Origin of the sequence: Virgibacillus profundi, from assembly GCF_002287375.1 — a bacterium.
Classification (GTDB): Bacteria; Bacillota; Bacilli; order Bacillales; family Amphibacillaceae; genus Virgibacillus_K; species Virgibacillus_K profundi.
In genome coordinates, this window is the sequence record NZ_NPOA01000014.1 from 85,356 (window position 1) to 109,122 (window position 23,767).

Here is a 23,767-nt window from a genome sequence, read left to right on the forward strand (position 1 = left end):
AACAGTTTCATAACTCAATAGGGGATTTTATAGATGTTACTGGTTTAGGTAGTAAATAAGATTAAAGAAATTGCAAGTTGTATTGAATGAAAATATAGAAAGATAATAAAAAGCCGCAAATGCAGGATTTCACCAGTTCTCCTGTCTCCACGGCTTTTTTTAAAAAATTAATTTTCATTCCCAAATTGATTGTAAGCACCATGCATTACCGGACCTACATACTCATTCAATCTCCAACCATGTTTGATTGCTGCTGTAACGAAATATTTTGCTTCGTTTACTGATTCTTTGACTGATTTTCCGTTTGCCAGATTTGAGGTTATTGCGGCTGCAAAGGTACAGCCTGCACCATGATTGTAGGTTGTATCAAGTTTATCTTTTTCAAGCAAAGTAAAAGCTTCTCCGTCATAGAAAAGATCCAATGCTTTATCATGAACAAGTGCTTTTCCACCTTTAATAACAACATTTTTGGCACCTAGTTCATGAATTTTTATTGCTGCTTTTTTCATATCATCAACTGTTTTAAGTGGACCAGTTTGAGCAAGCTGACCAGCTTCAAACAAGTTTGGAGTAGCAATGGTCGCACGTGGTAGAAGGAATTCACGCATTGCGTCGGTGTTTTCGGGCTGTAGTACTTCATCCTCCCCCTTACATACCATAACGGGATCAAGCACAAATGTTTCAAGCTTGAATTCATCAATCTTTCTTGCTCCGAGCTCAATAATATCTACTGAACCCAGCATTCCGGTTTTCATCGCATCAATGCCAACCGATAGAATTGTAGTCAATTGTTTTTCAACAATCTCCACGTCGATTGGATATACACCGTGACTCCATTCATTATCCGGATCCATTGTTACAATGGAAGTAAGTGCGTTCATACCATAAACGCCATGTTCCTGAAATGTTTTCAAATCTGCCTGGATTCCTGCGCCACCACTTGAGTCAGAACCGGCAAGTGTTAAGGTTTTCTTCATTGTCATCTGATTCACTCCAAACTCTAATTCGTAGTTTTCTATGTCAATTACTAGGATATAATAAATCTTCCATTAATAATAGTACAAATTTATAGAAGGTATTAATTTTAAATAGTTGATCAAACGTTTGATTAACTATTTTAAAGTAATGTGGAAGCTGAACTTTGGAACATTCTAGGGTGGAATTATTATTACACAGCATATTTATTGCTTCCATCCCAAATGTTTACGAAATGAGCTTTTAAATAAGTAGACTCACAACGAAAAAGATTATTTCATTCCTTTTTAGGGAAATCTATTTACGAAGATATTTCCGCTCTATGATGTCACTAAATGTTCTTTGGAATGTCAATCAATTGTCAATACCACGCCATTTATTACCTATCAAAATGGTTTATACTATGTGCGTAGTGAAAACAAAATCTGTAGAATGTTTACCAAAATTAATTTCTATTGATCAATATTGAACATAGTAAAACAGCTGGAACAACTTGAGGAGGGTTTTACCGTGATGGAAATGGATCCGGTCTTGATGAGTCGTTTGCTTACAGCGCTGACTCTTGGTTTTCATATAATTTTTGCAACACTTGGTGTCGGGGTCCCTTTAATGATTTCGATTGCTGAGTTTATTGGGATTAAAAAGAAAGATCCGCATTACTTGATGCTGGCGAGACGCTGGGCAAGGGGGTTTGTTATAACGGTTGCGATTGGGGTTGTAACAGGAACAGCAATTGGTCTGCAGTTATCCTTGTTATGGCCTAATTTTATGCAAATTGCAGGAAATGTTATTAGTCTGCCATTATTTATGGAAGTCTTTGCATTTTTCTTTGAAGCTATATTCTTAGGAATTTATTTATACACTTGGGATCGTTTTAAAAAGCCTTATACCCACTGGTTTCTATCACTTCCGGTCATTATTGGCGGAGGACTGTCAGCTGTATTTATAACAACTGTGAATGCTTTTATGAATACGCCGGAAGGTTTTACGACAGGTGCAAATGGATTTGCAACAATCAACCCGATTGATGCCATGCTGAACCCTGCTACACCAACAAAGGTATTCCATGTTTTAAGCTCTGCATATGTAACAGTTGCCGCTATTTTGGCAACCATTGCAGCTTTCTCGTTGTTAAAAAAGAAAACATCGGAATATCATAAAAAAGCTTTGAAACTGACAGTAACACTTACATTTATATTTGCGCTCTTAACAGCTCTGGCAGGGGATTTCTCCGCAAAGTTTCTGGCAGAACATCAGCCTGAAAAACTGGCTGCTGCCGAGTGGCATTTTGAAACAGAAGAAGGAGCTGACTTGATATTATTTGGCTGGCTGAATGATGATAATGTTCCAGCAGGGGTAATTCGATTGCCTGGATTATTAAGCTTTCTGGCACATGGGGATTTTACCAGTGAAGTAACAGGCTTAGAGGAATTTCCTGAGGAAGAACGTCCACCTTTATGGATCCATTATATGTTTGATCTCATGGTAGCTATTGGTATGTTTCTCGCAGCGGTTTCTTTGCTTTATATAATTATTAGCAAAGTGAAGAAATGGAATGAGCATAATAAATGGCTGCTCAGACTTCTTGTGCTGATGGGGCCTTTAGCTATGCTTGCAATTGAATTTGGCTGGATTTTTGCTGAAGAAGGAAGACAGCCATGGATACTGCGTGGTTATATGACGGTGGAAGAAGCGGCAACATCTTCACCACATGTTGGACTTATGTTTATCCTGTTTCTCGGTCTATATACAGTGCTCGGTGTGTTGTGTGTAGTTATTTTACGCAGAATGTTCCGCAACAGCCCGGTCGAGGAAGAACTCGAGAAAAAATACCCTGCGATTGAAAAGGGGGATAACAAATGAGCTATGAAATCATAGGGATTACAGTTTTATGGATCTTTCTATATGGCTATTTGATAGTGGCATCAGTGGATTTTGGTGCAGGGTTCTTTGCCTATTATGCAAAGGTTACAAAGAAAGACCATATCATTAATCAATTAATTTCCAGATACTTATCACCTGTCTGGGAAGTTACGAATGTGTTCTTTGTCTTTTTCTTCGTCGGTATTGTTGGGTTTTTCCCGGATTCTGCCTATTATTATGGGACGGCGTTACTCGTTCCGGGCAGTATTGCCATCATTCTGCTGGCGATCAGGGGGTCGTTTTATGCTTTTGAGAACTATGGGTCAAAGCAGAGTAATGTCTATATGTTTCTATATGGAGCTACAGGACTGCTGATACCTGCTTCATTATCAACTGCTTTAACGTTGTCTGAAGGTGGATTCATCATGGAAAAAGATGGTGTTGTTTCACTTAAATATTTGGAGCTGTTTACGAGTCCTTACTCCTGGAGTGTTGTGTTTCTGGCGATTGTTTCTGTGCTCTTTATCAGTGCAACTTTCCTAACGTTTTATGCTGCAAGAGCAAATGATACGGAAGCATTAAAGCTGGTTCGGAAATATGCGTTATTCTGGGCAACGCCAACAATTATTGCTTCACTGACAACATTCATCGCATTAGGTGAACATAACCGGAGACATTACAGTAATATGATGGATCTGTGGTGGGTATTTGGCTTATCTGTTGGTTTCTTTATGATTGCACTTGCTTTAATTTATATAGGGAGATATTATGGTCTGGCATTTATTAGTGTGATGCTGCAGTTTTTCTTTGCATTCTTCGGGTATGGTGCCAGTCATCTGCCGTATATTCTGGATCCCTATATTACGATTTATGAAGGTGCTACACATGAATCAACCGGCATTGCCCTAATCGTTGTATTCATTGCTGGGTTGTTTTTATTAATTCCATCATTGATTTTTTTGATGAAGCTATTCCTGTTTGATGCGGATTATGTCAAAGGGAAAAAGTAAATGTTCGAGCTTAACTGAGGAGACATGGAAATGAATAATTTTAAGGCGGCTGTTTCCGCACAGAAAAAAAGCTTCATAAGTCTCTTTATATTTGCTATGTTAACAGGTGCCATGATTATTGGGCAGGCATATCTGCTTGTTGCAGTCATTGATGGTGTTTTCCTGAAAGGGCAAACCTTTAATGAAATCCTCCCACTCCTGGGGGGATTATTGTTCGTTCTGTTTGCCAGGGTGTTGTTTAGTTATCTAAGTGGACGCAAAGGAATTCGAATGGGATCGAAAGTGAAAAGTGATTATCGCAGGGCTCTTTTAAATAAATACACACAAGATCCCATTCAATCATCATTACGTGGACAATCAGGAAAAAAAGTAAGTGTAATAATGGAGGCTGTTGACGAGGTGGACAGTTATTTTAGTCAATACCTTCCACAAGTAATTCAATCAGCTATTATTCCGTTGCTGATACTTATCGTAATTTTTACTTCCCATGCAAATACAGGATTCATTATGCTGATTACGACACCTTTCATACCAATATTTATGATTATTATTGGAATGCAGACTAAGAAAAAATCCGAAGAGCAGCTGGAAAAGCTCGGGAAGTTTTCAGGAAGATTTCTCGATACATTACAGGGGCTTGTTACACTTAAATTATTTGGACGGGCAAGAAAGCAAAAAGATGTGATTGAAGAGAGCAGTCTGAATTTCAGGGAAGCAACCATGGAAATATTAAAAATTGCCTTTACTAATTCATTTATGCTGGAATTGATTTCCATGCTGAGTATTGGAATCATAGCATTGGAAGTAGCACTTCAGCTTATTTTATTTGATGGAATTACGTTTTTTACTGCTTTTTTTGTCTTGATTCTCGCACCTGAATTTTACACATCTCTCAAAGAACTGGGCAATGCCTTTCACAATGGTAGAAGCAGTATGGGGGCAGTTGAAAAGATAACAGAGGAATTAAAGGAGACAGACGTGACAGTGGAATGGGGAGACTCAACCCTGGGGACGGAAAAGACGCCACCGGAAATTATTGTACAAGAAGTAAGCTTTAGTTATGGCGAGAATCAGTTTGCTTTGGAAAATATTCATGCCGAAATCTCGCCATTCAGTCAGCTGGCAATTGTTGGACCGAGTGGATCGGGGAAGACGACGTTGATGCATGTCATTGCCGGCCTTACTGCCCCGTCCTCTGGAAAGATGATAATTAATGGCAATCCTTTGAATCATTATCAAGAAGAGCAATGGTTCAATGAATTGAGCTATATTTCCCAGCATCCTTATATTTTTTCCGGCACAATTGCAGAGAATATTGCGATTGGCGGAGGTTCAGAGGCTTCTCAGAAAGAAATTGAGGAGGCTGCCGAGGAGGCGGGGATTGCAGGTTTGATTGAGTCACTTAAGCAGGGCTATGAAACCCCGGTTGGAGAAGCGGGAAGAGGACTATCTGGTGGAGAGAGACAGCGGCTTGCCCTTGCAAGAGCTTTTCTGAAAAGGCCATCCATAATTCTTTTTGATGAACCAACAACCGGGCTTGACCTCTATACAGAACGTATTTTACAAGCATCCATAAAAAAACTGTCCCAGCATGCAACCGTGATAACAGTTGCACATCGGCTTCATACGATTAAAAATGCGGATCAGATTCTTTTCCTAGAAAAAGGAAAAGTTCTTGGGACTGGAACACATGAACAACTGATCAATAGTGTATCGAAATATCGCGAAATGGTTGCCGTTCAGCAGGGAGGGATGGCCCGGTGAAGGACCTTGCAATTGTTACAAAATTAATGCTCAAGGAAAAAAGGGATATCTTCTATTCGATTATTGCCGGTTTTATTGCCGGTATTGCAGCAGTTGGGCTGTTTGCAGCGAGTGGTTATCTGATCTCCAAAGCTGCACTGGCACCTCCTTTGTATGCATTAATCATTCTGACATCAACGGTAAAGCTGCTTGGATTTACTAGAGCTTTAACCAGATATGCCGAGCGATACTTTTCCCATCGTGCCACGTTTACTATTTTAAGTAACTTAAGGGTATCCTTTTTTGAAAAGCTGGAACCTTTAACTCCAGGTATCTTTCAAAAATACCGGAGTGGCGACCTGCTGTCTCGCATTGTGGGTGATGTGGAAAGCTTGCAGAATTTCTTTTTACGGGTTTTCTATCCGCCAATTGTTTTAATGATGGTCTTTTTAAGCACGATATTATTCACACTGTATTTTTCAATATATACAGCGATCGTACTGCTTATTGGCCTTGTTCTGATAGCATTTGTAGTACCTGTACTGTTTGCTATGAAACAGCGGAAAATCAATAGTCAGGTAAGGGAAGAAAGAGGAAGGCTGTCAACAGAGGCTACAGAGCTTTTGTATGGTTTTCGTGATTTGAAAATATACCAGAAGCTTCGGGGAAAAGAGCAGGAATTACTTGAAACCTCTAAAAGCTACATTAGTGAACAGGAGAAAGAGGAAATCACTATTGCCTTCAGCAAATCAGTAAATACGTTTATTTCTCTTTTTATTACGTGGGTTGTTTTGGGTATTGGTGCTTACTTGGTTGCAACAGGCCAAATGGCTGGAATTTTTCTAGCCATGTTTGTCATGATTGCCATTACTGTTTTTGAGGATGCGGCTGCAATGGCAGTTTTCCCGATCTATTTAAATGATAGTAAACGAGCGGCGAATCGGTTATTCTCCGTTGTTCGGGGGGACGAAGATTCTGAAGTAGAATCAGGTAACTGGAAAGAGTTTCCAGATGATAAGATCCTATCCATCGAAATGGACAATGTCAGCTTTACTTTTCCGAATGAATGGAGAAAGACGCTGGAAGATATTACAGTAGAATTCCCTGCAGGTTCAAAAACGGCCATTGTAGGTCCGAGTGGTTCTGGTAAATCGACATTGCTTCAGCTTCTTATGAAAATGTATCCTGCTGACGTGGGGGATATTCGTATAGGTGATTTTTCGATTTCTGATGTAAGTCAGGAGAGCCTCTGGAGTGTGTCCAATGTTGTTTTACAGGAAAACCACTTTTTCTATGGAACAATTCGGGATAATTTACAGTTAGCCGGGGATGAGTTAACTGATGGTGAAATGGAAGAAGTCCTGCTGAAAGTGAAGCTGGATGACTTTTCCCTGGCAGATCCGGTGTTTGAAAAAGGAGAAAACCTATCCGGTGGGGAAAAACAGAGACTAGCAATAGCTCGTACAATGCTGAAAGATGAAAGCTACTGGTTCCTGGATGAGCCGACATCGTCAGTTGATGCATTGACGGAGCAATCGATTTACAGACATCTTTTTGAACAAGCTAAGGATGATACCCTGGTTCTCGTCAGTCACCGTCTGACAGGGCTGGAAAGAATGGATCAGATTATTGTAATGGATCAAGGACGAATTATGGAGTCCGGTACATTTGAAGAACTGATGCAGCAGGAAGGCTATTTTTATGAGATGAAGGAAATTGAAAAGGATTTATTTTAACAGAAGCTATTCCATCAGGGAGTGATCCCTTAATGGAATAGCTTTTTTATCTGAGACTCAAATCTATGCAACTAACCGATTGCATAGACCGCTTCTCTAAGCCCAAAAGGAAAGAAATCCAGAGCAACCGTAGATCTGTGATAGGCGCATGAGTAATACATGTGCCTGCTATATTTCCTTAGTTTTTATCAAGTGTCCAAACTCGATCATGGTTTGTGGTTTGCGGGAATTTTTCTCCTGATTCCAGTTTAACGATTTTCGGGTCATTAACATTGTTTCCGGTTTCGCCTATTTCATAATATATACCGTTGTTTGGTGCTTTCTGTCCAAAACGAAAGTGACTGTATTCACCCAAAGTTATCACTCCTTGTTTATATTCCTTTTTATTATGCTGTAGTACAAATTATTCATACATATTAATATATAATTAATTATACTGTGAAAATAACCATAAATTATTAATTAATTTAATAATAATATTAATAATATTAATTTTTATGTTGATTTATTCAATTTGTTGTTATATACTGAAAATTAGAAAGGAGATTTTCATGTCTTATTCAGTATTAAACACATGTCCGGTATGTGAACATTCACTGCATGTTACTAAACTGCAATGTTCCCATTGTCATACAACAATAGAAAATAAATTTGAATTATCGAAGTTAGCATCATTATCAGCTGAGCAAATGCATTTCATCGAGACATTTATTATCTCACGTGGAAATATAAAAGAAGTGGAGAAGGAGCTTGGTATTTCCTATCCAACTGTTCGGGGGAAACTAAATGAAATCATAGAAATTCTCAGGCCTGAACGAAAAAATGAGGATTCAGGGGACTTCAGCAAAGCACAGGTGATTGCTATGTTGGAAAATGATGAAATTACAGCGAAAGAAGCGGTTAAATTATTAAAAAATAAATAAGGGGAAATGTAAAATGAATGAAGAAATTGCAAAGGTTATTTCAATGGTTCAGGAAGGGAAAGTAGATGCAGATGAAGCGGCAGAAATAATTGCAGCACTAAAACAAAACGAAAGCCCCAAGGAAACTACGGGGAATTATTTGGATAAAACACTCAAGGTTCGAATCCAGTCAAAACAAAGAGATGATGTAAAGGTTAATGTCCCACTTCGTTTTGTAAATGCCCTTCTGAGAATGGGGCAGGGGGTTGCTTCTAATATTCCTAATATGAATAAATATGCAGGAGATATTGATATGGACCTAATTATTCAGGCGATTGATAATGAGGTAAGTGGCAAAATTGTTGATATCCAAACTGGTGATGGTGAACTGATTGCGGTTTACATCGAATAGTTTTTAATGTAAAAAGGAAGCATCCGGCTGATACAGATGCTTCCTGTCGGTGACCAATATAATTATATGTTTACAAGCTCGAAAAAGTCATTCCAACTCACAATTCGATCCATTTCCAAATCCTGATTATAGGATTGATCCTTAACGATTAATTTAACGGGATCTTCAGTGAGGGTATTAAGCACTGCGGGTTTATCATCAACATAGTAATCAAGCTTTAAATCCTTAATTATATGTATTTTTTCATTATCCTGCATGCCATAAAAAAAGCGATCATCTATCACAGGAAAACCCTGCTCTTTCATCCACCTTTTTGTTCTCTCTCCATGTTCCTTTGGTCTGGCGGTTATATAGTAGATTTCATGTCCAAGCCTATCCAGCTCAGTTATGATTTCAATTGCTCTAGGGAAAGCAGGACAGTTTGTAAAATAGATTTCTTTCAGGGAACTTTTCCACATATCCTTACCCTGTTCATCTGTTAAACCAAAGGGCTCATGAATTTCAACTCGATTTAACGCATGAAAAACATCCAATGACAGGTCTTTGTTTAGTTTTTTCTTATATATTTGAAAGGCATGTTCCCTTAGATTAATTAATGTATCATCAATATCAAAACCAAATCTCATATCCATCCCTCGATTAGTCATTTTCATAGCTCGGATAGCCGGTGAATTTATAATCTTTCCCGACTCTTATAATGTCTGTATCAATGAGTTCAACAGCATCTTTCATCTGATCAATTCCTGTCCCTTCCAGAAAGGTTGGTGCATTTTGTCCACCGATTAACTTAGGAGCAAAATAAAGAACAACTTTATCAATCAGTTTATTTTCCAAAAAGGAAGCATTAATATTTCCGCCGCCCTCAATTAATACAGATGAGACGCCTTTTTCTCCTAATAAGCTAATCACATCATTTGCATTAACAGAATTCGAACCACTTGTTTCGAAGACTTTTATACCTAAATTCTCTAATGTTTCTTTTTTTGCAGTATCATAGTTTTGACTTGTAAATATCCAGGTTTCTGCCTGCTTATCTGTAACAAGCTGATAATCCAGCGGTATTTTCAATGTAGAATCTAAAACAATCCGGATAGGATTACGACCGTTCGGTATTCTGGTAGTCAGCGCTGGATCATCTTTGAGTGTTGTATTAATCCCAACAAGAATCGCCATATTCTCGTTTCTTAGGTGGTGGACGTCATGTCTTGCTTCCTTAGATGTAATCCACTTGCTGTTAAAGGAGTGTGTCGCAACCTTGCCATCCAGTGTTATACCTGATTTTAATGTGATAAAGGGTTTCTTTTGAGTAATAAATTTATTAAAAACCTCATTCATTTTTCGTGACTCTTCTTCAAGTACTCCAGTAATGACTTCAATCCCGGCATCCTGCAATATCTTAACCCCATTTCCTGACACAACAGGATTCGGATCAAGTGTAGCAATCACTGCTTTTTTAATTCCGGACTTCACAATTGCTTCTGCACAGGGTGATGTTCTCCCGTGATGGGAGCAAGGCTCAAGTGTTACATAAATCGTGCCGCCCTTGGCCATTTCGTCAGCCATTCGTATCGCGTGAATCTCGGCATGTGGTTCTCCAGCCTTTAAATGTGTTCCAACTCCAACAATTCTGTTCTCATTAACAATTACAGATCCAACAAGTGGATTAGGATCTGTTTGTCCTTTCATAGCCTTAGCATTACTTAACGCCAGATTCATATAGAATTCGTGGTTAGTCATTTGGGCATGTTCCTTCCGCTTCAAAATGACCGGATTTATTAATTTTAGTCTGTAAGTACTTCTCGTTGTACTCGGAAACATCTCCCCACAAGGGTGTTCTTCCGGAAATGGATAAACCAGCATTTTCTAATGCTTCCAGCTTTTTAGGGTTGTTAGTTATGAGTGTTACAGGTTTGGTTCGTAACTTTTTAAGAACCTGAATGGCATCATCATAGTTTCTGGAATCATTTACAAATCCAAGGTTCTCATTTGCTTCCACCGTATCATAGCCATTTTCCTGAAGAACATAAGCCATCGCTTTTGAGAATAAACCAATGCCTCTTCCTTCATGATTTGCTAAATAAAAAAGTGCCCCTGATCCATGCTCTTTGATTTTTTTCATCGATTCTTTAAGCTGGTAGCCGCAGTCGCAACGTTTACTACCAAAAATGTCTCCTGTATGGCAAATGGAATGCATTCTGATAAGCGCATCCTCTGCGTTTTCAAAGTCCCCATAAACAAGTACACTCGATTGCTGATATTCAGCCAGATTTGAGGATGCCAATTTATCAATAATTTTTTGATAATCCTCTGTTACCTCTTCATAATTCAACCAGCAATACCATTGAAAAATAACGGTTTCCCCATATAAATTAACAGGGAGCTGGATAGGTCCAACCAGGTATATCGCACCTTCATCTGAATTTACTAATTGTATTTTATCTTTTAAAACCGAAAAGGCTTTTGATTCAAGTTTCATTTGTCCCATGCTGCAATCTCCTTTCACTTAACCCTTAGTATAGTTAAAAAATCATATATCATCAATTTATCATTCTCGGATTAATAATCTTTGTTGATCATGTATTTTGTTATAGTATGTAGCTTGTTAGAATCTGTCTGGGATAAGGGAAAATGAAAGAAGCAACTGTACTGTAAAAAACGATGGTGCAACTCCTAGCTTTTTACATAAACCCGAGTGGCAATCATTTTTTAACTTGTCCAACTATCCCATAAAAGAAAATCCTTGTAAGATCTTCAGTTAATGGCAACATATCTTGAGCAACACCGTCACGTTGCATATATTCTTTAAACATTTGCATATAGATTATAATTGCTTCATTCGAAATACTTGGATCTATAAATCCCTGTTCTCTTCCCTCGTTAAATAAATCTATAAGAAGCGGTAGCGCCTTATTTGTATATAAATCCTCTACATAGCTCTTTCCTGTTGAATAATCTTTCATAAAGTCCTGAAAAAAATTATCACTCATTTGATCAGCAAGATTGCTTTTTTCAAATGTAATTTGCCTTATTTTTTCATCAAATGGAAGATTACTGCATAGAATTGCTTTTTGTTCATCCCATACTTGATCTACATAGAATTTTAAGACCTCATCAGTCAATTTATCCTTACTTTCAAAGTAATTATATATAGTAACCTGAGAAACAGCTGCATTTTTAGCAATTTCAGCCACAGAAACTTTTTGCACGCCAAATTCCATAAATAATGCCAAAGCTGCTTCTAATATACTTCTTTTCTTTTGTTCTTTACGTCGCTCAAAACCGTTCATAACTTTCACCTCAATCATAGTTTAATAAAAGTTTTGTAATAAAACAACTTAAATAGTTCATATGCTATTGCAAAGTAGAATGCTTTTATATATTATGAACTATACAAGGTAAAATATTTCAAAATTAAATGAGGGCATTCCCCGCAAGAGGAGGAGAATATAATATGTCTGTATTGGAAGTAAGGAATCTGACGAAGAAATTTGGAAAGTTTACAGCTTTAAATGGTGTAGATATTAATGTGAATAAAGGTGAGGTTTTTGGTTTTATCGGTCCAAATGGCGCAGGGAAATCGACTACTATTCGTGTGTTGCTGGGTATTTTAAAGGCAACAGAAGGTGAAGCAAACATTTTCGGTAAGGATGCTTGGTCAGATGCTGTTGAAATTCACAAAAGCATTGCATATGTCCCGGGTGACGTGAATTTGTGGCCAAACTTAACCGGTGGGGAAGTAATTGATTTATTTGTGAAACTGCGTGGGGGTAATAATAAAAGTCGCCGCGAGGAACTTATCAATAAATTCGATTTAGATCCAACTAAAAAGTGCCGAACCTATTCAAAAGGAAATAGGCAAAAGGTTGCTTTAGTTGCGGCATTTTCCTCTGATGCAGACTTATATATTTTAGATGAACCAACATCAGGGCTGGATCCTTTGATGGAACAGGTTTTTCAGGAATGTGTAATCGATGCAAAAAAAGCTGGAAAAAGTGTCCTGCTTTCAAGTCATATTTTATCAGAAGTGGAAAAGCTTTGTGACAGAGTGGGGATTATTCGCCAAGGTAAAATTATCGAAACAGGTTCATTGAATGAATTACGTCATTTAACACGGACAAATTTGCTTGTGGAAACGAAACAGCCGATCACTTCGTTAAATGAATTAAAAGGCGTTCACGACATCGAGGAAAAAGATCAAGCACTTTCATTCCAGGTGGATACAGAAGAACTGGATACGATTATTAAACATGTAAGTCAGTTTGGTATTGTGAAACTGGAAAGTGCACCACCAACCTTGGAGGATTTATTTATGCGGCATTACGAAAATAAAGATGAGGCAGGGGCAGGAGGTGCTTCCTGATGGCTGGTTCTATTACTAAAAATACCGGCTCCCTATCCAGATTTATAATGAGACGGGATCGCATTCGTATTCCTTTATGGATAATCGGCATTTCCTTCTTTACATTAATGGTACCGATTGCTTTTGGGGATATGTATTCCTCTCAACAAGAAAGGGATGTTATGGCGGAAACGATGCAAAATCCTGCGATGACAGCAATGGTAGGGCCTGGGAATCTGGGAAATTATACTATTGGTGCCATGACAACACATCAAATGCTGCTTTTAACAGCGGTTGTTGTTGGGCTAATGAGTATTCTGCTTGTGAATCGTCATACACGGGCAGATGAAGAAGATGGGCGTATCGAAATGATTCGTTCCTTGCCTGTGGGTCGTTTATCAAATGTAAATGCAACATTATTTGTTTTAGTTATAACGAATGTGGTTTTGGCAATGGTAACGGGTTTTGGTTTATTTGCATTAGGCATAGAAAGTATGGATTTGGAAGGATCATTACTTTATGGTACTGCTTTAGGTGCAACAGGGATTCTATTTGCAGGAGTTACTGCTGTATTTGCACAGCTGTCAGAAAGCTCCCGTGGCGTGATCGGTTATTCTATCGCAGTGCTGCTTCTGGCTTATCTTGTCCGTGCTGTTGGTGATGTGGGCAATGAAACTTTATCTTGGCTCTCTCCTTTAGGGTGGATTACTCAATCAGAAGCCTATTCGAATAATAATTGGTGGCCCATTCTATTAACGGTAGGTGTATCTATTATTCTATTTATTTTTGCGAATTATCTAAATGCAATTCGAGATTTGGAAGCGGGCTTTTTCCCGGCAAGACCTGGGAGGAAGAACGCATCAGCCTTTTTACAAAGTCCAATGGGTCTTGCCTTAAGATTACAGCGTACCGGAATAATCGCCTGGGCAATTGGCTTGTTCGTCATGGGGATTTCCTATGGATCTGTTATGGGAGATTTGGAATCGTTCTTTGAAGGTAACGAGATGCTGGAACAAATGCTGGTTGCTGAAGAAGGCTATTCACTGACAGAACAGTTTATTCCGATGTTGTTGATGGTAATGGGAATACTCGCCACAGTACCTCCTGTAATGGCCATGAATAAATTGATTGGCGAAGAAAAAAAGAACCGTGTTGAACATTTGCTTGGAAGAGCTGTTTCACGTACGAAGCTGGCGGGGAGCTATCTGCTTATATCCATCTTGAATGGATTTATCATGATTTCACTTGCTGCTATCGGGCTTTGGTCTGCAGCTTTAGCGGTTATGGAAGACGGATTTGAATTTGGTACGATTTATGGAGCTGCGCTGGTTTACTATCCCGCTATGCTTGTCATGATTGGTTTTGCTGTATTGTTAATCGGTTTTCTGCCAAAATTGACCAGTCTAATTTGGTTATATGTGGTTTATTCTTTCTTTGTTCTTTATATGGGAGGACTATTTCAATTTCCGGATTGGGTTGGGAAGTTTTCACCATTCGGCTATATTCCACAGCTTCCGGTTGAAAGTATGGAATGGCTGCCGATAATTATTTTAACAATTATCGCTGCTTTCTTGATGATTATTGGATTTATTGGATATAACAAGCGGGATATTGAAGGATAGCAAGCAGTCCTCAAGTCTTATAGAAAGCGATGAAGTGGTTGGGGGCGGTTCCCCTTTTTGATGTGGTTTGGAGGTTGTTTATTGTGAACATTCATTTATTTAAAGGAACAGGTAAATTAACAGGGCTGCTTTTAAGGCAGCAGCGCTTCAAAATACTTATTTGGCTGCTTGGATTAATACTAATTACATTATCGGTTGCGACGGCATATCCGGATATGTATACAGATGAGAAGTCTAAACAGGCATTTTCGCTTACAATGGATAATCCTGCCATGGTTGCAATGCTTGGTTCAGGGTATGAAGGACAGGATTATTTAAATTCAATAGGAACATTATTTGCACATGAAATGCTGCTCTTTACAGCAATTGCAGTTGCGATTATGAGTATTTTACTTGTCGGTAGAAGTACCCGGGCAGATGAAGAAGATGGACGTACGGAAATGATTCATGCGCTTCCGGTTGGTCGGCTTTCCTATGTAAGTGCTGCAATAATTATACTGATAGCTGTAAATGTGGTACTGACTCTTTTAATTGGACTGGGATTGTCAGTATTGGGAATAGAGGGTATTAACCCAGAAAGTTCATTTTTATATGGTGCCATTTTAGGTGCAACCGGCTTAGTTTTCGGTGGGTTCACAGCAATTTTTGCACAGCTTGCAGAAACTTCAAGAGGAACTACAATGCTTTCATTTGCTGTATTAATTGTGGCATATCTTATTCGTGCAGTTGGCGATGTGAGCAATGAATCGATATCGCTTTTTTCACCATTGGGCTGGACGGTAAGAACGGATGTATTTGCTGAAGATGATTGGTGGTCAGTTTTCCTGTCACTTGTTTTAAGTGGCGTAATTATAATTATAGTTTTCTATTTAAAATCAATTCGTGATCTGGGTTCCGGTTTTATACCGGCTCGGGGTGGAAGAAAATACGCTTCATCATTCCTGCAAACTCCAATTGGTCTTACATTACGATTGCAGCTTACTAATATCATTTCATGGGGAATCGGCCTGTTTGCATTAGGTGCTGCATTTGGCTCCATTTTGGGCGACCTGGAAACTTATTTTGCAGATATTGAATTCATGCAAGCGTTTTTGACAGAAGAACAAGGTTACACAATGACAGAACAGTTTATCGTATTATTAATGGCGATTATGTCACTAATCGGCACGATTCCTGCAGTAATGACTGTGTTGAAACTAAAAGGGGAAGAAAATAAAAACCGTACGGAATATTTGTATAGCCGTGCATTATCACGGACGCGGTTGCTTGGTGGGTATTTTCTGTTAGCGATAGTTGTAAGTATTATGATGCAGCTACTGACAGCGATTGGTTTATGGTCTGCAGCGGCTACAGTTATGGAAGAAGGATTAACACTGGGAACAATTTTTAAATCAGCGTTTATATATTTGCCAGCTATGTGGGTTGTAGTTGGGCTTGCTGTTTTAATGATAGGGCTTATTCCAAAAGCAACAGGATTTGTCTGGTTTTATGTAGTATATGGATTTGTTGTCATCTATCTTAATGGAATACTTGATTTCCCGGAATGGGTTAACAATCTTTCAGTATATGAACATATCCCGCAAATTCCTGTTGAAGAAATGGATTTTATGAAAATTACTGTACTTATAATCATTGCAGTAATACTAACATTTGCTGGTTTTTTGGGCTATAACAGAAGAGATATCGAAGGATGATTGTGCTGTTTTAAGAGAATAATAAAAGCAATCAAATTTCAGGAGGAGTGTTTGTTGAAAATGATTCGCTTTATAATTATTTTGTTAACAGTATTCATCTGCTCAACTATTGAGGTTCATGCTGCTGAAAGGCAGAAGGATCCTGATGAAATTGTAAAGGATTTTCTGCCAGTAAACTCAGAGCTGGTGAAGGCTGAGGAACCTGTAGGTACGAAAGCAATTCAGCGATATGATTTTGATAGTGATGGACAGGCCGAATTGATCGTAACCTTCAAGGAGAAAGATCAATTAAAAGCAATGGTTCTGAAAAAAGAAAGTGGCCAATGGAAAAAGGTTTGGGAGGTAACGGGAGAGGGCTTTGATATACATTATTCTGGTTTAGAAGATATGGATGGCAATGGAGCTAAGGAATATCTGATTGGCTGGATGATTGGGGCTTCTGCAGGCAATGAATTAGAAATTTTTCAATGGCAGAACGGTTCTTTGCATAAATTAAATGACACTATCCCTTATCATAAACTGGAAACACTTAACGAGGGAAAACAAACATATTTAGCGGTCTGGCAGCGCTTTTGCTGTGATGCTTATACAGTTGAAGTTTTAAAATGGAATGGAACCAAATTTATTCAGGATGATAAAATGTTCATGATGTACTATCCAAAAATAAAAGCATTTTATGAAGAAAAGATATCGAAAATGGATGCCTGGTATTATTGGTATGCACTAGCAGATGCGCAAGTGAAGGCAAATTTGCTGCAGGAAGCGGTTTTGTCAATAGAAAAAGGGCTGACATTGGATCCGGATAATGAGCAGCTTTTGAAATTGAAGAAGAAGCTGGAGCTAGGAGAATAAAGGGAAGATTATATCTAAGGCAATTCTTGATCAAACGTTTGATCAAGAATTGCTTTTTTGATATATATTAAAAAATACATGTTATCATTAGGAAGGATTTTCATCATACATTATAGATAATGATATAGGAAATATAAGGGGAGTAACTATGGAAAATTGGATTACACAAATTATGGAGCAGTTTGGTTATTTCGGTATTTTCCTGTTAATAACACTGGAGAATTTATTCCCGCCTATTCCATCAGAGGTTATTTTAACGTTTGGAGGATTTATGACCACCCAATCAAATCTAGGAATATTGGGAGTCGTAGTAGTTTCGACAGCGGGATCAGTATTTGGAGCAATTATTCTATATGGAATTGGGCTTCTTCTTGACGTAAACAAAATGGAGAGAATTGTTGAGAAGTATGGACATATTTTAAGACTAACCAAAAAAGATATCTATAAAGCAGATAAATGGTTTGATAAGTATGGTGTATGGACAGTATTTTTCTGTCGCTTTATCCCGGTAATCAGAAGCTTAATCTCTTTGCCTGCAGGTATGTCACGAATGAACTTTGTCACTTTTCTATTGTTGACAATACTTGGAACTTTAATTTGGAATGTGGTATTAGTAAATCTCGGTGCAGCAGTAGGGGGTTCCTGGGAAACAATTGTAGGCTACATGGAAATTTATTCAGATGTGGCTTATGCAGTGCTGGGACTGTTGGCAATAGTGTTTGTTGTTTTGTATGTGAGAAAGAGGATATTGAAGAATAAATGAATGTTTTATTTAGGATGATTGACTTCAGAGTTTGTGTCCCATGTATTCTTATAGTGGTATAATAGAGCCAATAAATTTTCAGATGGGGTGATTTAAATGTCATTTCTGAAAGAGGACCGAATATATACGTATGCCGATTATTTATCATGGCCCGAGGATGTAAGAGCGGAGATTATTGATGGTACTCCATATTTACAGGCTGCTCCTTCTAGGATTCACCAGGAAATTCTATTAGGATTAGTTCGTCAAGTTGGTGATTTTTTGGATGGAAAGGAATGCAAGGTTTATCCAGCACCCTTTCAAGTTGTATTAGACCCTGAGGGGGAAAATACTGATGAAGAAGATAGTCAAAATGTATTTGAACCTGATATAACGATTGTTTGTGATAAGTCGAAATTAGATGATGCTGGTTGCAAAGGCAGCCCTGATTTAGTAATGGAGATTATTTCGCCTTCAACTGCCAGGAAAGATAAGATCGAGAAGTTCAATAAATATGAGCAGGCTGGTGTTAAAGAGTACTGGATTATAGAACCTCAGGAAAAGATTGTTAGTGTGTTTACACTTCAGGAAAATCAGGGATACGGCAGGCCGAATCTCTACTCAGATGAAGATCAGGTAAAGATCACTATTTTTGAAGATTTGAAAATTGATTTGAAACTGGTCTTTTCATTTTAATAGGCATTCACTTTAGTAAAGCTGTGTGACAAAAAGGTCGTGCAGCTTTTTTGGTGGTGGGAATTACATGGTAAGAGATTAATTTCACTGGGCAATGAAAGAACATCAAGATGGACGCAGAACTAATAAATATGTACATTAGAATGGATAAATAAGTTCTTCACTTAGGAATACAAATGACAGGAGAATATAATGGGAAAACAACAAAAACAAGGATTAAAACCATTTATTTCATTGGTTCTATCAACAAATATTCCAAAAATGGCTCTAACATTTGGATTAATCGGTAGTATCATTACAATGCTTGTCGGTCTTTCTATACCATTACTTACTAAAGAATTGGTAGATGGATTTTCCGTAGAAGCATTAAGCACCACACTTATCATTATCATTTTTGTAGTATTTATTTTACAAGCGATAGTAGACGGGGTATCAACTTATTTACTTTCAGCGGTAGGACAGAAAATTGTTGCAAGACTTAGAGAAATGATGTGGTTTAAGCTTATTCGTTTGCCAGTAAGCTATTTTGACAAACATGCAAGCGGGGAATCCGTGAGTAGAGTTGTAAATGATACTGGTATTGTAAAGAACTTAATTTCACAGCAATTTCCTCAGTTTATAACAGGATTGATCACAATTGTTGGGGCGCTGGTTATCTTATTAATTATGGACTGGAAAATGACATTATTAATGATAATAGCCGTACCAGTGACTTTTCTGGTTATGATGCCGCTTGGAAGCAGGATGGCAAAAATATCTAAGGGGCTTCAGGATCAAACAGCCACCTTTACTGGGGAAATTCAACAAACATTAGGTGAAGCCCGCTTAATGAAATCCTCTACAGCTGAGGAATTTGAAGAAGCCAAAGGATTAAAAGGCATTCGGAAAATGTATGAGTATGGTTTAAAAGAGGCAAAAATTTTCGCCCTGATTGGTCCTTTTATGTATACGATCATGATGCTTGTGATTGTTATTATTATTGGATATGGAGGAATCCGTGTTGCAGAGGGGTCGATGTCAACCGGTTCCCTTGTTGCATTTCTGCTGTACTTGTTCCAGATCATTTATCCTGTTACATCTTTTGCGATGTTCTTTACGGAATTACAGAAAGGAAAAGGTGCAACCGAGCGCATTATCGAGATATTGGACGTAAAAGAGGAAACAGGCAAAGAAGGTATCGAAAAGGATATTTCCAATCAATCCATTCAAGTAGGCGATGTATCATTTGCCTATAATGATGAAGAGTCTGTACTTGAAAGTATTTCCTTTACTGCCCAAGCAGGAGAAATGATTGCCTTTGCGGGCCCAAGTGGTGGTGGGAAAACGACGATGTTTGGTTTGCTTGAACGTTATTATGAGCCTACTGCAGGAGAGATTCTTATTGGTGACACACCGATAAAAGAGTTATCTATGAAATCCTGGCGCAGTCAGATTGGCTATGTTTCTCAGGAAAGTGCGATGATGGCCGGAACTATTCGGAAAAACTTAACCTATGGCTTAAGTGATTCGAAAGAAATTCCAGATGAAGATCTATGGAATGTAGCAAAAATGGCATATGCCGATCAATTCATTATTAATTTTTCAGAAGGGTTGGACACGGAAGTTGGGGAGCGTGGTGTAAAGCTGTCAGGTGGACAACGCCAGCGGATCAATATTGCACGTGCGTTCCTTAGGGATCCTAAAATCCTTATGATGGATGAAGCAACAGCAAGCCTTGACAGCCAGTCTGAAATGGTTGTCCAGCAAGCACTTACCCGGTTAATGGAAGGGCGCACCACTTTCGTCATTGCCCACAGGTTATCAACAATTGTTGATGCAGATAAAATTATTTTTATCGAAAAAGGAAAAGTGACAGGAATGGGAACCCATCAGGAATTGACTCATAATCATGCATTGTATCGTGAATTTGCTGAACAACAATTAACTTGAATGAAAATAGAGTCCTCAAAATCAATTCAGGACTATTTTTGGTTTAAAGGGTGCAGCGTATAGAAAGAAATTGGTGAGAGAAAATAACTTATGAAAACTGGTTTTTGGAAGCAATTAGATAAAAATTAAAGCTGGAAAGAAGTGAACATTCATTGATTCAGCAAATTTTGGAATGGCTTCGTGCACTTGGTCTTCCTGGGTTATTTTTGGCAATGTTTTTGGAAGGGTTGTCCATCCCTTTTCCCGGTGTAGTTATCGTGCTTTCATTTGGTTATCTCCTTTCACCAGGCTTATTGAGTATTGCTCTCATCTCTATAGGAATGAGTATTTTTTATAGTATTGCGAGTCTTATCCCATTCTTTTTAGCATCAAAACTGGGAGGACATTTACCTAAAAGAATAAAAAAGGGATTGGAAAAAGGACAGTCTTATTTTAATCGGTATGGCGTATGGAGTATCGCAATATCACGCCCCTTTGGTATTGGAAATTATATTTCTTATGTTGCTGGTTTAAGTAAGGTGAATCCCCTAAAGTATTTTCTTCTGACTTTTATCGGTATTTACCCATGGTCTTTTATCATGATGTTTCTGGGAGATTATTTTAACGGGAATTTCACAGCGATAAAGCAATTTTTCAAGGATCAAAGCATTTATGGATATGCTGCAGCCTTTATTGTGATACTTATCGGGTTGTTCTACATTGTGAAAAAATATAAGAAATCTAAGGACGAAACAAAAACAGCAGGCGATTCACCAAAATGAGTTAGGGTGGGGCGCTGTTTTTGTTTGTGGGGAAGGTGTGAATGTCTTAGAATAACAGTAGACAGTATTATTGGGAGGGTTTTTGATGGATGAATTTATGGAACGGGCAGTAGAATTAGCAGCAGATAATGTTCGTGACGGCGGGCAGCCATTTGGTGCGGTGCTTGTGAAGGATAATAATATCATAGCTGAGGGTGTTAATGAGCTTCATAAAAAATATGATGTTAGCGGCCATGCTGAGCTGTTGGCCATTCGCCGTGCTCAAGAGAAATTTCAAACGAATGATTTATCAGGTTATATCATGTATGCCAGTGGAGAGCCTTGTCCGATGTGCTTAACATCGATGTATTTTGCAGGAATTGAAAAGATTTATTACTGTGCATCTGTTGACGATGCAGTAGCAGTGGGATTAGGCAAATCAAAGGACATATATGCTGATTTGCAAAAAGAAAAGACAAAACGGAAAATTTCTATGAAACAAATTCCATTAGATGAAAAGCATGTAAATCCAATGAGACTATGGAATGAACGAACATAGAAAAAAGAGGGACGCAAGATGATCATATCAAGCCAAAACTGAATCTTTTTCCTGAATAAATCGTATACTTAAGTATAGGATAATAAGAGGATGGTTTGAATATGGAATATGAGATGAAAGTATATGAAGAAATACATGCCTGGCGGAATAAAGTTCTAAAAAAAGCAGGTTTGTTTAATCAATTATCAAAGAAGGCACAAACAAAAATAAATGGGATGATCCCTGAGAAGGCCCATAAAATCATTACAGATAGTATTAAAAATATGGTGAAAGCCACATTGGTTGGCTCGAATATTACTACGAAGAAGCAGCAATATGCTGGAATGAGTCTTTACAAGCGGGATGAACTTCTTAAGGAAAAGCTTGCTTCTTATAGGAAAACTGCAGTAATTGAAGGAGCTGGAACAGGTGCGGGAGGAATATTTCTCGGACTAGCAGATTTCCCGTTACTTTTATCAATTAAAATGAAATTCCTATTCGAAGCGGCAGCGGTTTACGGATATGATACGAATGAATACGAGGAACGCCTCTTCATTCTTCATGTGTTCCAGCTTGCTTTTTCAAGTGATGAAAAACGGAAAGATACCTTTTATATCATTGAAAATTGGGAAGATGAAAAGGGGAAACTAGTCGATATGGATTGGCGTGTTTTTCAGCAGGAATACCGTGACTATATTGATCTGATAAAAATGCTGCAATTGATTCCAGGGTTTGGTGCAATTGTGGGAGCATATGCAAACCATAATCTTATGGATACACTTGGGGATACGGCACTTAATGCCTATCGTTTAAGGTTTTTAACTGTATCACCACGTGATTATTAAATGAAAAACCATCCATTGTGCTGATTGATAATATCTCACATCGGATGGTTTTTAAATCATATTATTCACTTTTTCATTGGTTAAATATGGTAGTTGCAGCAGTGCAAAATACAAAAAGGAGTTATTTTTTATCCTTTATAACTTGCAGCCCAATCACGCCAATGATTAAAATAACAAGCGAAATCAGACTGTAGTCTTTGAAAAAGGTTGTAAACGGAATATCCAAAAATAAAAACACCGCAGTAATAATTCGTCCCAGCAATAGTACCAGTCCGATGACTAGCATCCAATCAAATAGCTTCTTAAAAAAATTCACCTTATTCTCCTTTGCTTTACATTACATTTTAATTGTAACTCTACGCGTAATGATGCGTATAAAGCTTAAAATAATTCCGATTAAAACAATAGAACCTGCTACTGATCCCCAAAGTGACAAACTAATCGAGTCAAAAGGCAACCAATTGGATAATGGCTCACCTAATTCAGTTCCCCAAAGTAAATCTCCAATAACGATGGATACAAGGGCAATGGCGATAAATCCAAAACCGATGACCCATCCAAATCTGTAATAGCCCGCACCAATCAACCAACCAATAACATAGAGGCTAAGAATATTTAAGCTATACATGAGCATGGACACGAACCAGCTGCTCGAGTGAACCAAGATTGATGAACTAATAATTTCTTTTGGTAATACAATGCTGATGCTGTTATCGGAACTTTCAATACTGCCATCTGCAAGTGAACGATCAAGTGTAACTGGCAAATTGGTCATTTCAATAATCATATATTCTAATCCGGATAGCAGTGTTGCGATTAAGGAAATTGCAATAGCAACTCCCACAGCAGCAAGTGCAGAACCTCTAAAATAATCTTTTCGAGTAACACCATGATTTACATAGAATGTCAGAAAAGCATAGGCGGAGATAATACCAATGACCAGCATATAAATTTTGGCAGAGCTATGCGAAAAAAGTAAATAGTCTCCTAATGCACTACCGGTATTTAAGGAAACAGTGATCATGACAATATGTGCCAATAAAACAAAACCAATAAACCAAACTGACCAGGTTAGCTGTACAAAAAACAAATCAACGGCAACTTTAGGAAAAATACTTTTTTGTTTCAT

24 protein-coding genes are annotated in these 23,767 nt (G+C 38.1%); 16 read left to right on the forward strand and 8 right to left on the reverse strand.

Going from position 1 to position 23,767, the window contains the following annotated elements; all coding sequences use genetic code 11:
• Window positions 1-167: 167 nt before the first annotated feature.
• Window positions 168-983: a pyridoxine/pyridoxal/pyridoxamine kinase gene (gene pdxK, locus CIL05_RS17940; protein WP_095656912.1), complete on the reverse strand. Its 816-nt coding sequence runs from the start codon at window positions 981-983 to the stop codon at window positions 168-170.
• A gap of 505 nt (window positions 984-1,488) precedes the next feature.
• On the opposite strand from pdxK, the gene CIL05_RS17945 reads away from it, so the two are divergent.
• The 4 genes from CIL05_RS17945 to cydC are packed head-to-tail and all read left to right on the forward strand — an operon-like array spanning window position 1,489 to window position 7,327.
• Window positions 1,489-2,838: a cytochrome ubiquinol oxidase subunit I gene (locus CIL05_RS17945; RefSeq protein ID WP_165769168.1), complete on the forward strand. Its 1,350-nt coding sequence runs from the start codon at window positions 1,489-1,491 to the stop codon at window positions 2,836-2,838.
• Complete coding sequence (locus tag CIL05_RS17950; protein ID WP_095656914.1) at window positions 2,835-3,848, forward strand: cytochrome d ubiquinol oxidase subunit II; 1,014 nt, start codon at window positions 2,835-2,837, stop codon at window positions 3,846-3,848. The genes CIL05_RS17945 and CIL05_RS17950 overlap by 4 nt, the downstream gene beginning before the upstream one ends.
• A 30-nt stretch (window positions 3,849-3,878) precedes the next feature.
• Window positions 3,879-5,612 carry a thiol reductant ABC exporter subunit CydD gene (gene cydD / locus CIL05_RS17955; RefSeq protein WP_095656915.1) on the forward strand — a complete coding sequence of 578 codons (1,734 nt, stop codon included), beginning with the start codon at window positions 3,879-3,881 and terminating at the stop codon, window positions 5,610-5,612.
• A complete protein-coding gene (cydC, locus tag CIL05_RS17960) occupies window positions 5,609-7,327 on the forward strand; it encodes a thiol reductant ABC exporter subunit CydC (protein WP_095656916.1) in 1,719 nt (572 codons plus the stop codon). Before cydD ends, cydC begins: the two co-directional genes overlap by 4 nt.
• Window positions 7,328-7,505: 178 nt before the next feature.
• On the opposite strand, the gene CIL05_RS17965 is transcribed toward cydC, so the two are convergent.
• Window positions 7,506-7,682 carry a YjzC family protein gene (locus CIL05_RS17965; protein WP_095656917.1) on the reverse strand — a complete coding sequence of 59 codons (177 nt, stop codon included), beginning with the start codon at window positions 7,680-7,682 and terminating at the stop codon, window positions 7,506-7,508.
• 196 nt (window positions 7,683-7,878) lie between these two features.
• Between CIL05_RS17965 and CIL05_RS17970 the strand changes: the two genes are divergently transcribed.
• A complete protein-coding gene (locus CIL05_RS17970; RefSeq protein WP_095656918.1) occupies window positions 7,879-8,250 on the forward strand; it encodes a DUF2089 domain-containing protein in 372 nt (123 codons plus the stop codon).
• 13 nt (window positions 8,251-8,263) lie between these two features.
• Window positions 8,264-8,641, forward strand: a complete 378-nt coding sequence (locus CIL05_RS17975; RefSeq protein ID WP_095656919.1) for an SHOCT-like domain-containing protein — start codon at window positions 8,264-8,266, stop codon at window positions 8,639-8,641.
• 62 nt (window positions 8,642-8,703) lie between these two features.
• On the opposite strand, the gene CIL05_RS17980 is transcribed toward CIL05_RS17975, so the two are convergent.
• The 4 genes from CIL05_RS17980 to CIL05_RS17995 form a co-directional block, all read right to left on the reverse strand.
• The gene (locus CIL05_RS17980; protein ID WP_095656920.1) at window positions 8,704-9,267 is read right to left on the reverse strand and encodes a 5' nucleotidase, NT5C type; all 564 of its coding nucleotides are present in this window, start codon (window positions 9,265-9,267) and stop codon (window positions 8,704-8,706) included.
• A 13-nt stretch (window positions 9,268-9,280) separates the two neighbouring features.
• Window positions 9,281-10,378, reverse strand: coding sequence for a bifunctional diaminohydroxyphosphoribosylaminopyrimidine deaminase/5-amino-6-(5-phosphoribosylamino)uracil reductase RibD (gene ribD, locus CIL05_RS17985; protein ID WP_095656921.1), 1,098 nt, complete (start codon window positions 10,376-10,378; stop codon window positions 9,281-9,283).
• Complete coding sequence (locus tag CIL05_RS17990) at window positions 10,371-11,126, reverse strand: GTP cyclohydrolase II (RefSeq protein WP_095656922.1); 756 nt, start codon at window positions 11,124-11,126, stop codon at window positions 10,371-10,373. Before CIL05_RS17990 ends, ribD begins: the two co-directional genes overlap by 8 nt.
• A gap of 214 nt (window positions 11,127-11,340) precedes the next feature.
• Entirely contained in the window at window positions 11,341-11,928 is a 588-nt protein-coding gene (locus CIL05_RS17995) for a TetR/AcrR family transcriptional regulator (protein WP_095656923.1), read from the reverse strand.
• A 164-nt stretch (window positions 11,929-12,092) separates the two neighbouring features.
• On the opposite strand from CIL05_RS17995, the gene CIL05_RS18000 reads away from it, so the two are divergent.
• The 10 genes from CIL05_RS18000 to CIL05_RS18045 all read left to right on the forward strand — a co-directional run bounded on the left by CIL05_RS18000 (window position 12,093) and on the right by CIL05_RS18045 (window position 22,638).
• A complete protein-coding gene (locus tag CIL05_RS18000; protein WP_095656924.1) occupies window positions 12,093-13,001 on the forward strand; it encodes an ABC transporter ATP-binding protein in 909 nt (302 codons plus the stop codon).
• A complete protein-coding gene (locus CIL05_RS18005) occupies window positions 13,001-14,602 on the forward strand; it encodes an ABC transporter permease (protein WP_095656925.1) in 1,602 nt (533 codons plus the stop codon). The genes CIL05_RS18000 and CIL05_RS18005 overlap by 1 nt, the downstream gene beginning before the upstream one ends.
• An 83-nt stretch (window positions 14,603-14,685) precedes the next feature.
• Window positions 14,686-16,296, forward strand: a complete 1,611-nt coding sequence (locus CIL05_RS18010; protein ID WP_095656926.1) for an ABC transporter permease — start codon at window positions 14,686-14,688, stop codon at window positions 16,294-16,296.
• A 54-nt stretch (window positions 16,297-16,350) separates the two neighbouring features.
• The gene (locus tag CIL05_RS18015) at window positions 16,351-17,148 is read left to right on the forward strand and encodes a VCBS repeat-containing protein (protein ID WP_095656927.1); all 798 of its coding nucleotides are present in this window, start codon (window positions 16,351-16,353) and stop codon (window positions 17,146-17,148) included.
• Between the two features lie 148 nt (window positions 17,149-17,296).
• Complete coding sequence (locus tag CIL05_RS18020) at window positions 17,297-17,911, forward strand: DedA family protein (RefSeq protein ID WP_095656928.1); 615 nt, start codon at window positions 17,297-17,299, stop codon at window positions 17,909-17,911.
• A 96-nt stretch (window positions 17,912-18,007) separates the two neighbouring features.
• A complete protein-coding gene (locus tag CIL05_RS18025; RefSeq protein WP_095656929.1) occupies window positions 18,008-18,586 on the forward strand; it encodes a Uma2 family endonuclease in 579 nt (192 codons plus the stop codon).
• A gap of 192 nt (window positions 18,587-18,778) precedes the next feature.
• Window positions 18,779-20,515 carry an ABC transporter ATP-binding protein gene (locus CIL05_RS18030; protein WP_095656930.1) on the forward strand — a complete coding sequence of 579 codons (1,737 nt, stop codon included), beginning with the start codon at window positions 18,779-18,781 and terminating at the stop codon, window positions 20,513-20,515.
• Window positions 20,516-20,667: 152 nt separating this feature from the next.
• Window positions 20,668-21,276: a DedA family protein gene (locus CIL05_RS18035; RefSeq protein WP_095656931.1), complete on the forward strand. Its 609-nt coding sequence runs from the start codon at window positions 20,668-20,670 to the stop codon at window positions 21,274-21,276.
• 85 nt (window positions 21,277-21,361) lie between these two features.
• Window positions 21,362-21,814, forward strand: coding sequence for a nucleoside deaminase (locus tag CIL05_RS18040; protein ID WP_095656932.1), 453 nt, complete (start codon window positions 21,362-21,364; stop codon window positions 21,812-21,814).
• A 101-nt stretch (window positions 21,815-21,915) separates the two neighbouring features.
• Entirely contained in the window at window positions 21,916-22,638 is a 723-nt protein-coding gene (locus CIL05_RS18045; RefSeq protein ID WP_095656933.1) for an EcsC family protein, read from the forward strand.
• Window positions 22,639-22,759: 121 nt separating this feature from the next.
• Here CIL05_RS18045 and CIL05_RS18050 read toward each other — a convergent pair whose 3' ends face one another.
• Window positions 22,760-22,954, reverse strand: a complete 195-nt coding sequence (locus tag CIL05_RS18050) for a hypothetical protein (RefSeq protein WP_095656934.1) — start codon at window positions 22,952-22,954, stop codon at window positions 22,760-22,762.
• A 21-nt stretch (window positions 22,955-22,975) separates the two neighbouring features.
• Complete coding sequence (locus CIL05_RS18055) at window positions 22,976-23,767, reverse strand: hypothetical protein (RefSeq protein ID WP_095656935.1); 792 nt, start codon at window positions 23,765-23,767, stop codon at window positions 22,976-22,978.

Coding starts and splice junctions, on each gene's coding strand:
- CIL05_RS17950 (WP_095656914.1), top strand. CDS start 2,835: ATGAGCTATGAAATCATAGGGATTACAGTTTTATGGATCTTTCTATAT.
- CIL05_RS17980 (WP_095656920.1), bottom strand. CDS start 9,267: ATGAGATTTGGTTTTGATATTGATGATACATTAATTAATCTAAGGGAA.
- CIL05_RS18005 (WP_095656925.1), top strand. CDS start 13,001: ATGGCTGGTTCTATTACTAAAAATACCGGCTCCCTATCCAGATTTATA.
- CIL05_RS18025 (WP_095656929.1), top strand. CDS start 18,008: ATGTCATTTCTGAAAGAGGACCGAATATATACGTATGCCGATTATTTA.
- CIL05_RS18000 (WP_095656924.1), top strand. CDS start 12,093: ATGTCTGTATTGGAAGTAAGGAATCTGACGAAGAAATTTGGAAAGTTT.
- CIL05_RS17990 (WP_095656922.1), bottom strand. CDS start 11,126: ATGGGACAAATGAAACTTGAATCAAAAGCCTTTTCGGTTTTAAAAGAT.
- CIL05_RS18020 (WP_095656928.1), top strand. CDS start 17,297: ATGGAAAATTGGATTACACAAATTATGGAGCAGTTTGGTTATTTCGGT.
- pdxK (WP_095656912.1), bottom strand. CDS start 983: ATGACAATGAAGAAAACCTTAACACTTGCCGGTTCTGACTCAAGTGGT.
- CIL05_RS17975 (WP_095656919.1), top strand. CDS start 8,264: ATGAATGAAGAAATTGCAAAGGTTATTTCAATGGTTCAGGAAGGGAAA.
- CIL05_RS17995 (WP_095656923.1), bottom strand. CDS start 11,928: ATGAACGGTTTTGAGCGACGTAAAGAACAAAAGAAAAGAAGTATATTA.
- cydD (WP_095656915.1), top strand. CDS start 3,879: ATGAATAATTTTAAGGCGGCTGTTTCCGCACAGAAAAAAAGCTTCATA.
- CIL05_RS18040 (WP_095656932.1), top strand. CDS start 21,362: ATGGATGAATTTATGGAACGGGCAGTAGAATTAGCAGCAGATAATGTT.
- ribD (WP_095656921.1), bottom strand. CDS start 10,378: ATGACTAACCACGAATTCTATATGAATCTGGCGTTAAGTAATGCTAAG.
- CIL05_RS17970 (WP_095656918.1), top strand. CDS start 7,879: ATGTCTTATTCAGTATTAAACACATGTCCGGTATGTGAACATTCACTG.
- CIL05_RS18045 (WP_095656933.1), top strand. CDS start 21,916: ATGGAATATGAGATGAAAGTATATGAAGAAATACATGCCTGGCGGAAT.
- CIL05_RS18055 (WP_095656935.1), bottom strand. CDS start 23,767: ATGAAACAAAAAAGTATTTTTCCTAAAGTTGCCGTTGATTTGTTTTTT.
- CIL05_RS17945 (WP_165769168.1), top strand. CDS start 1,489: ATGGAAATGGATCCGGTCTTGATGAGTCGTTTGCTTACAGCGCTGACT.
- CIL05_RS18030 (WP_095656930.1), top strand. CDS start 18,779: ATGGGAAAACAACAAAAACAAGGATTAAAACCATTTATTTCATTGGTT.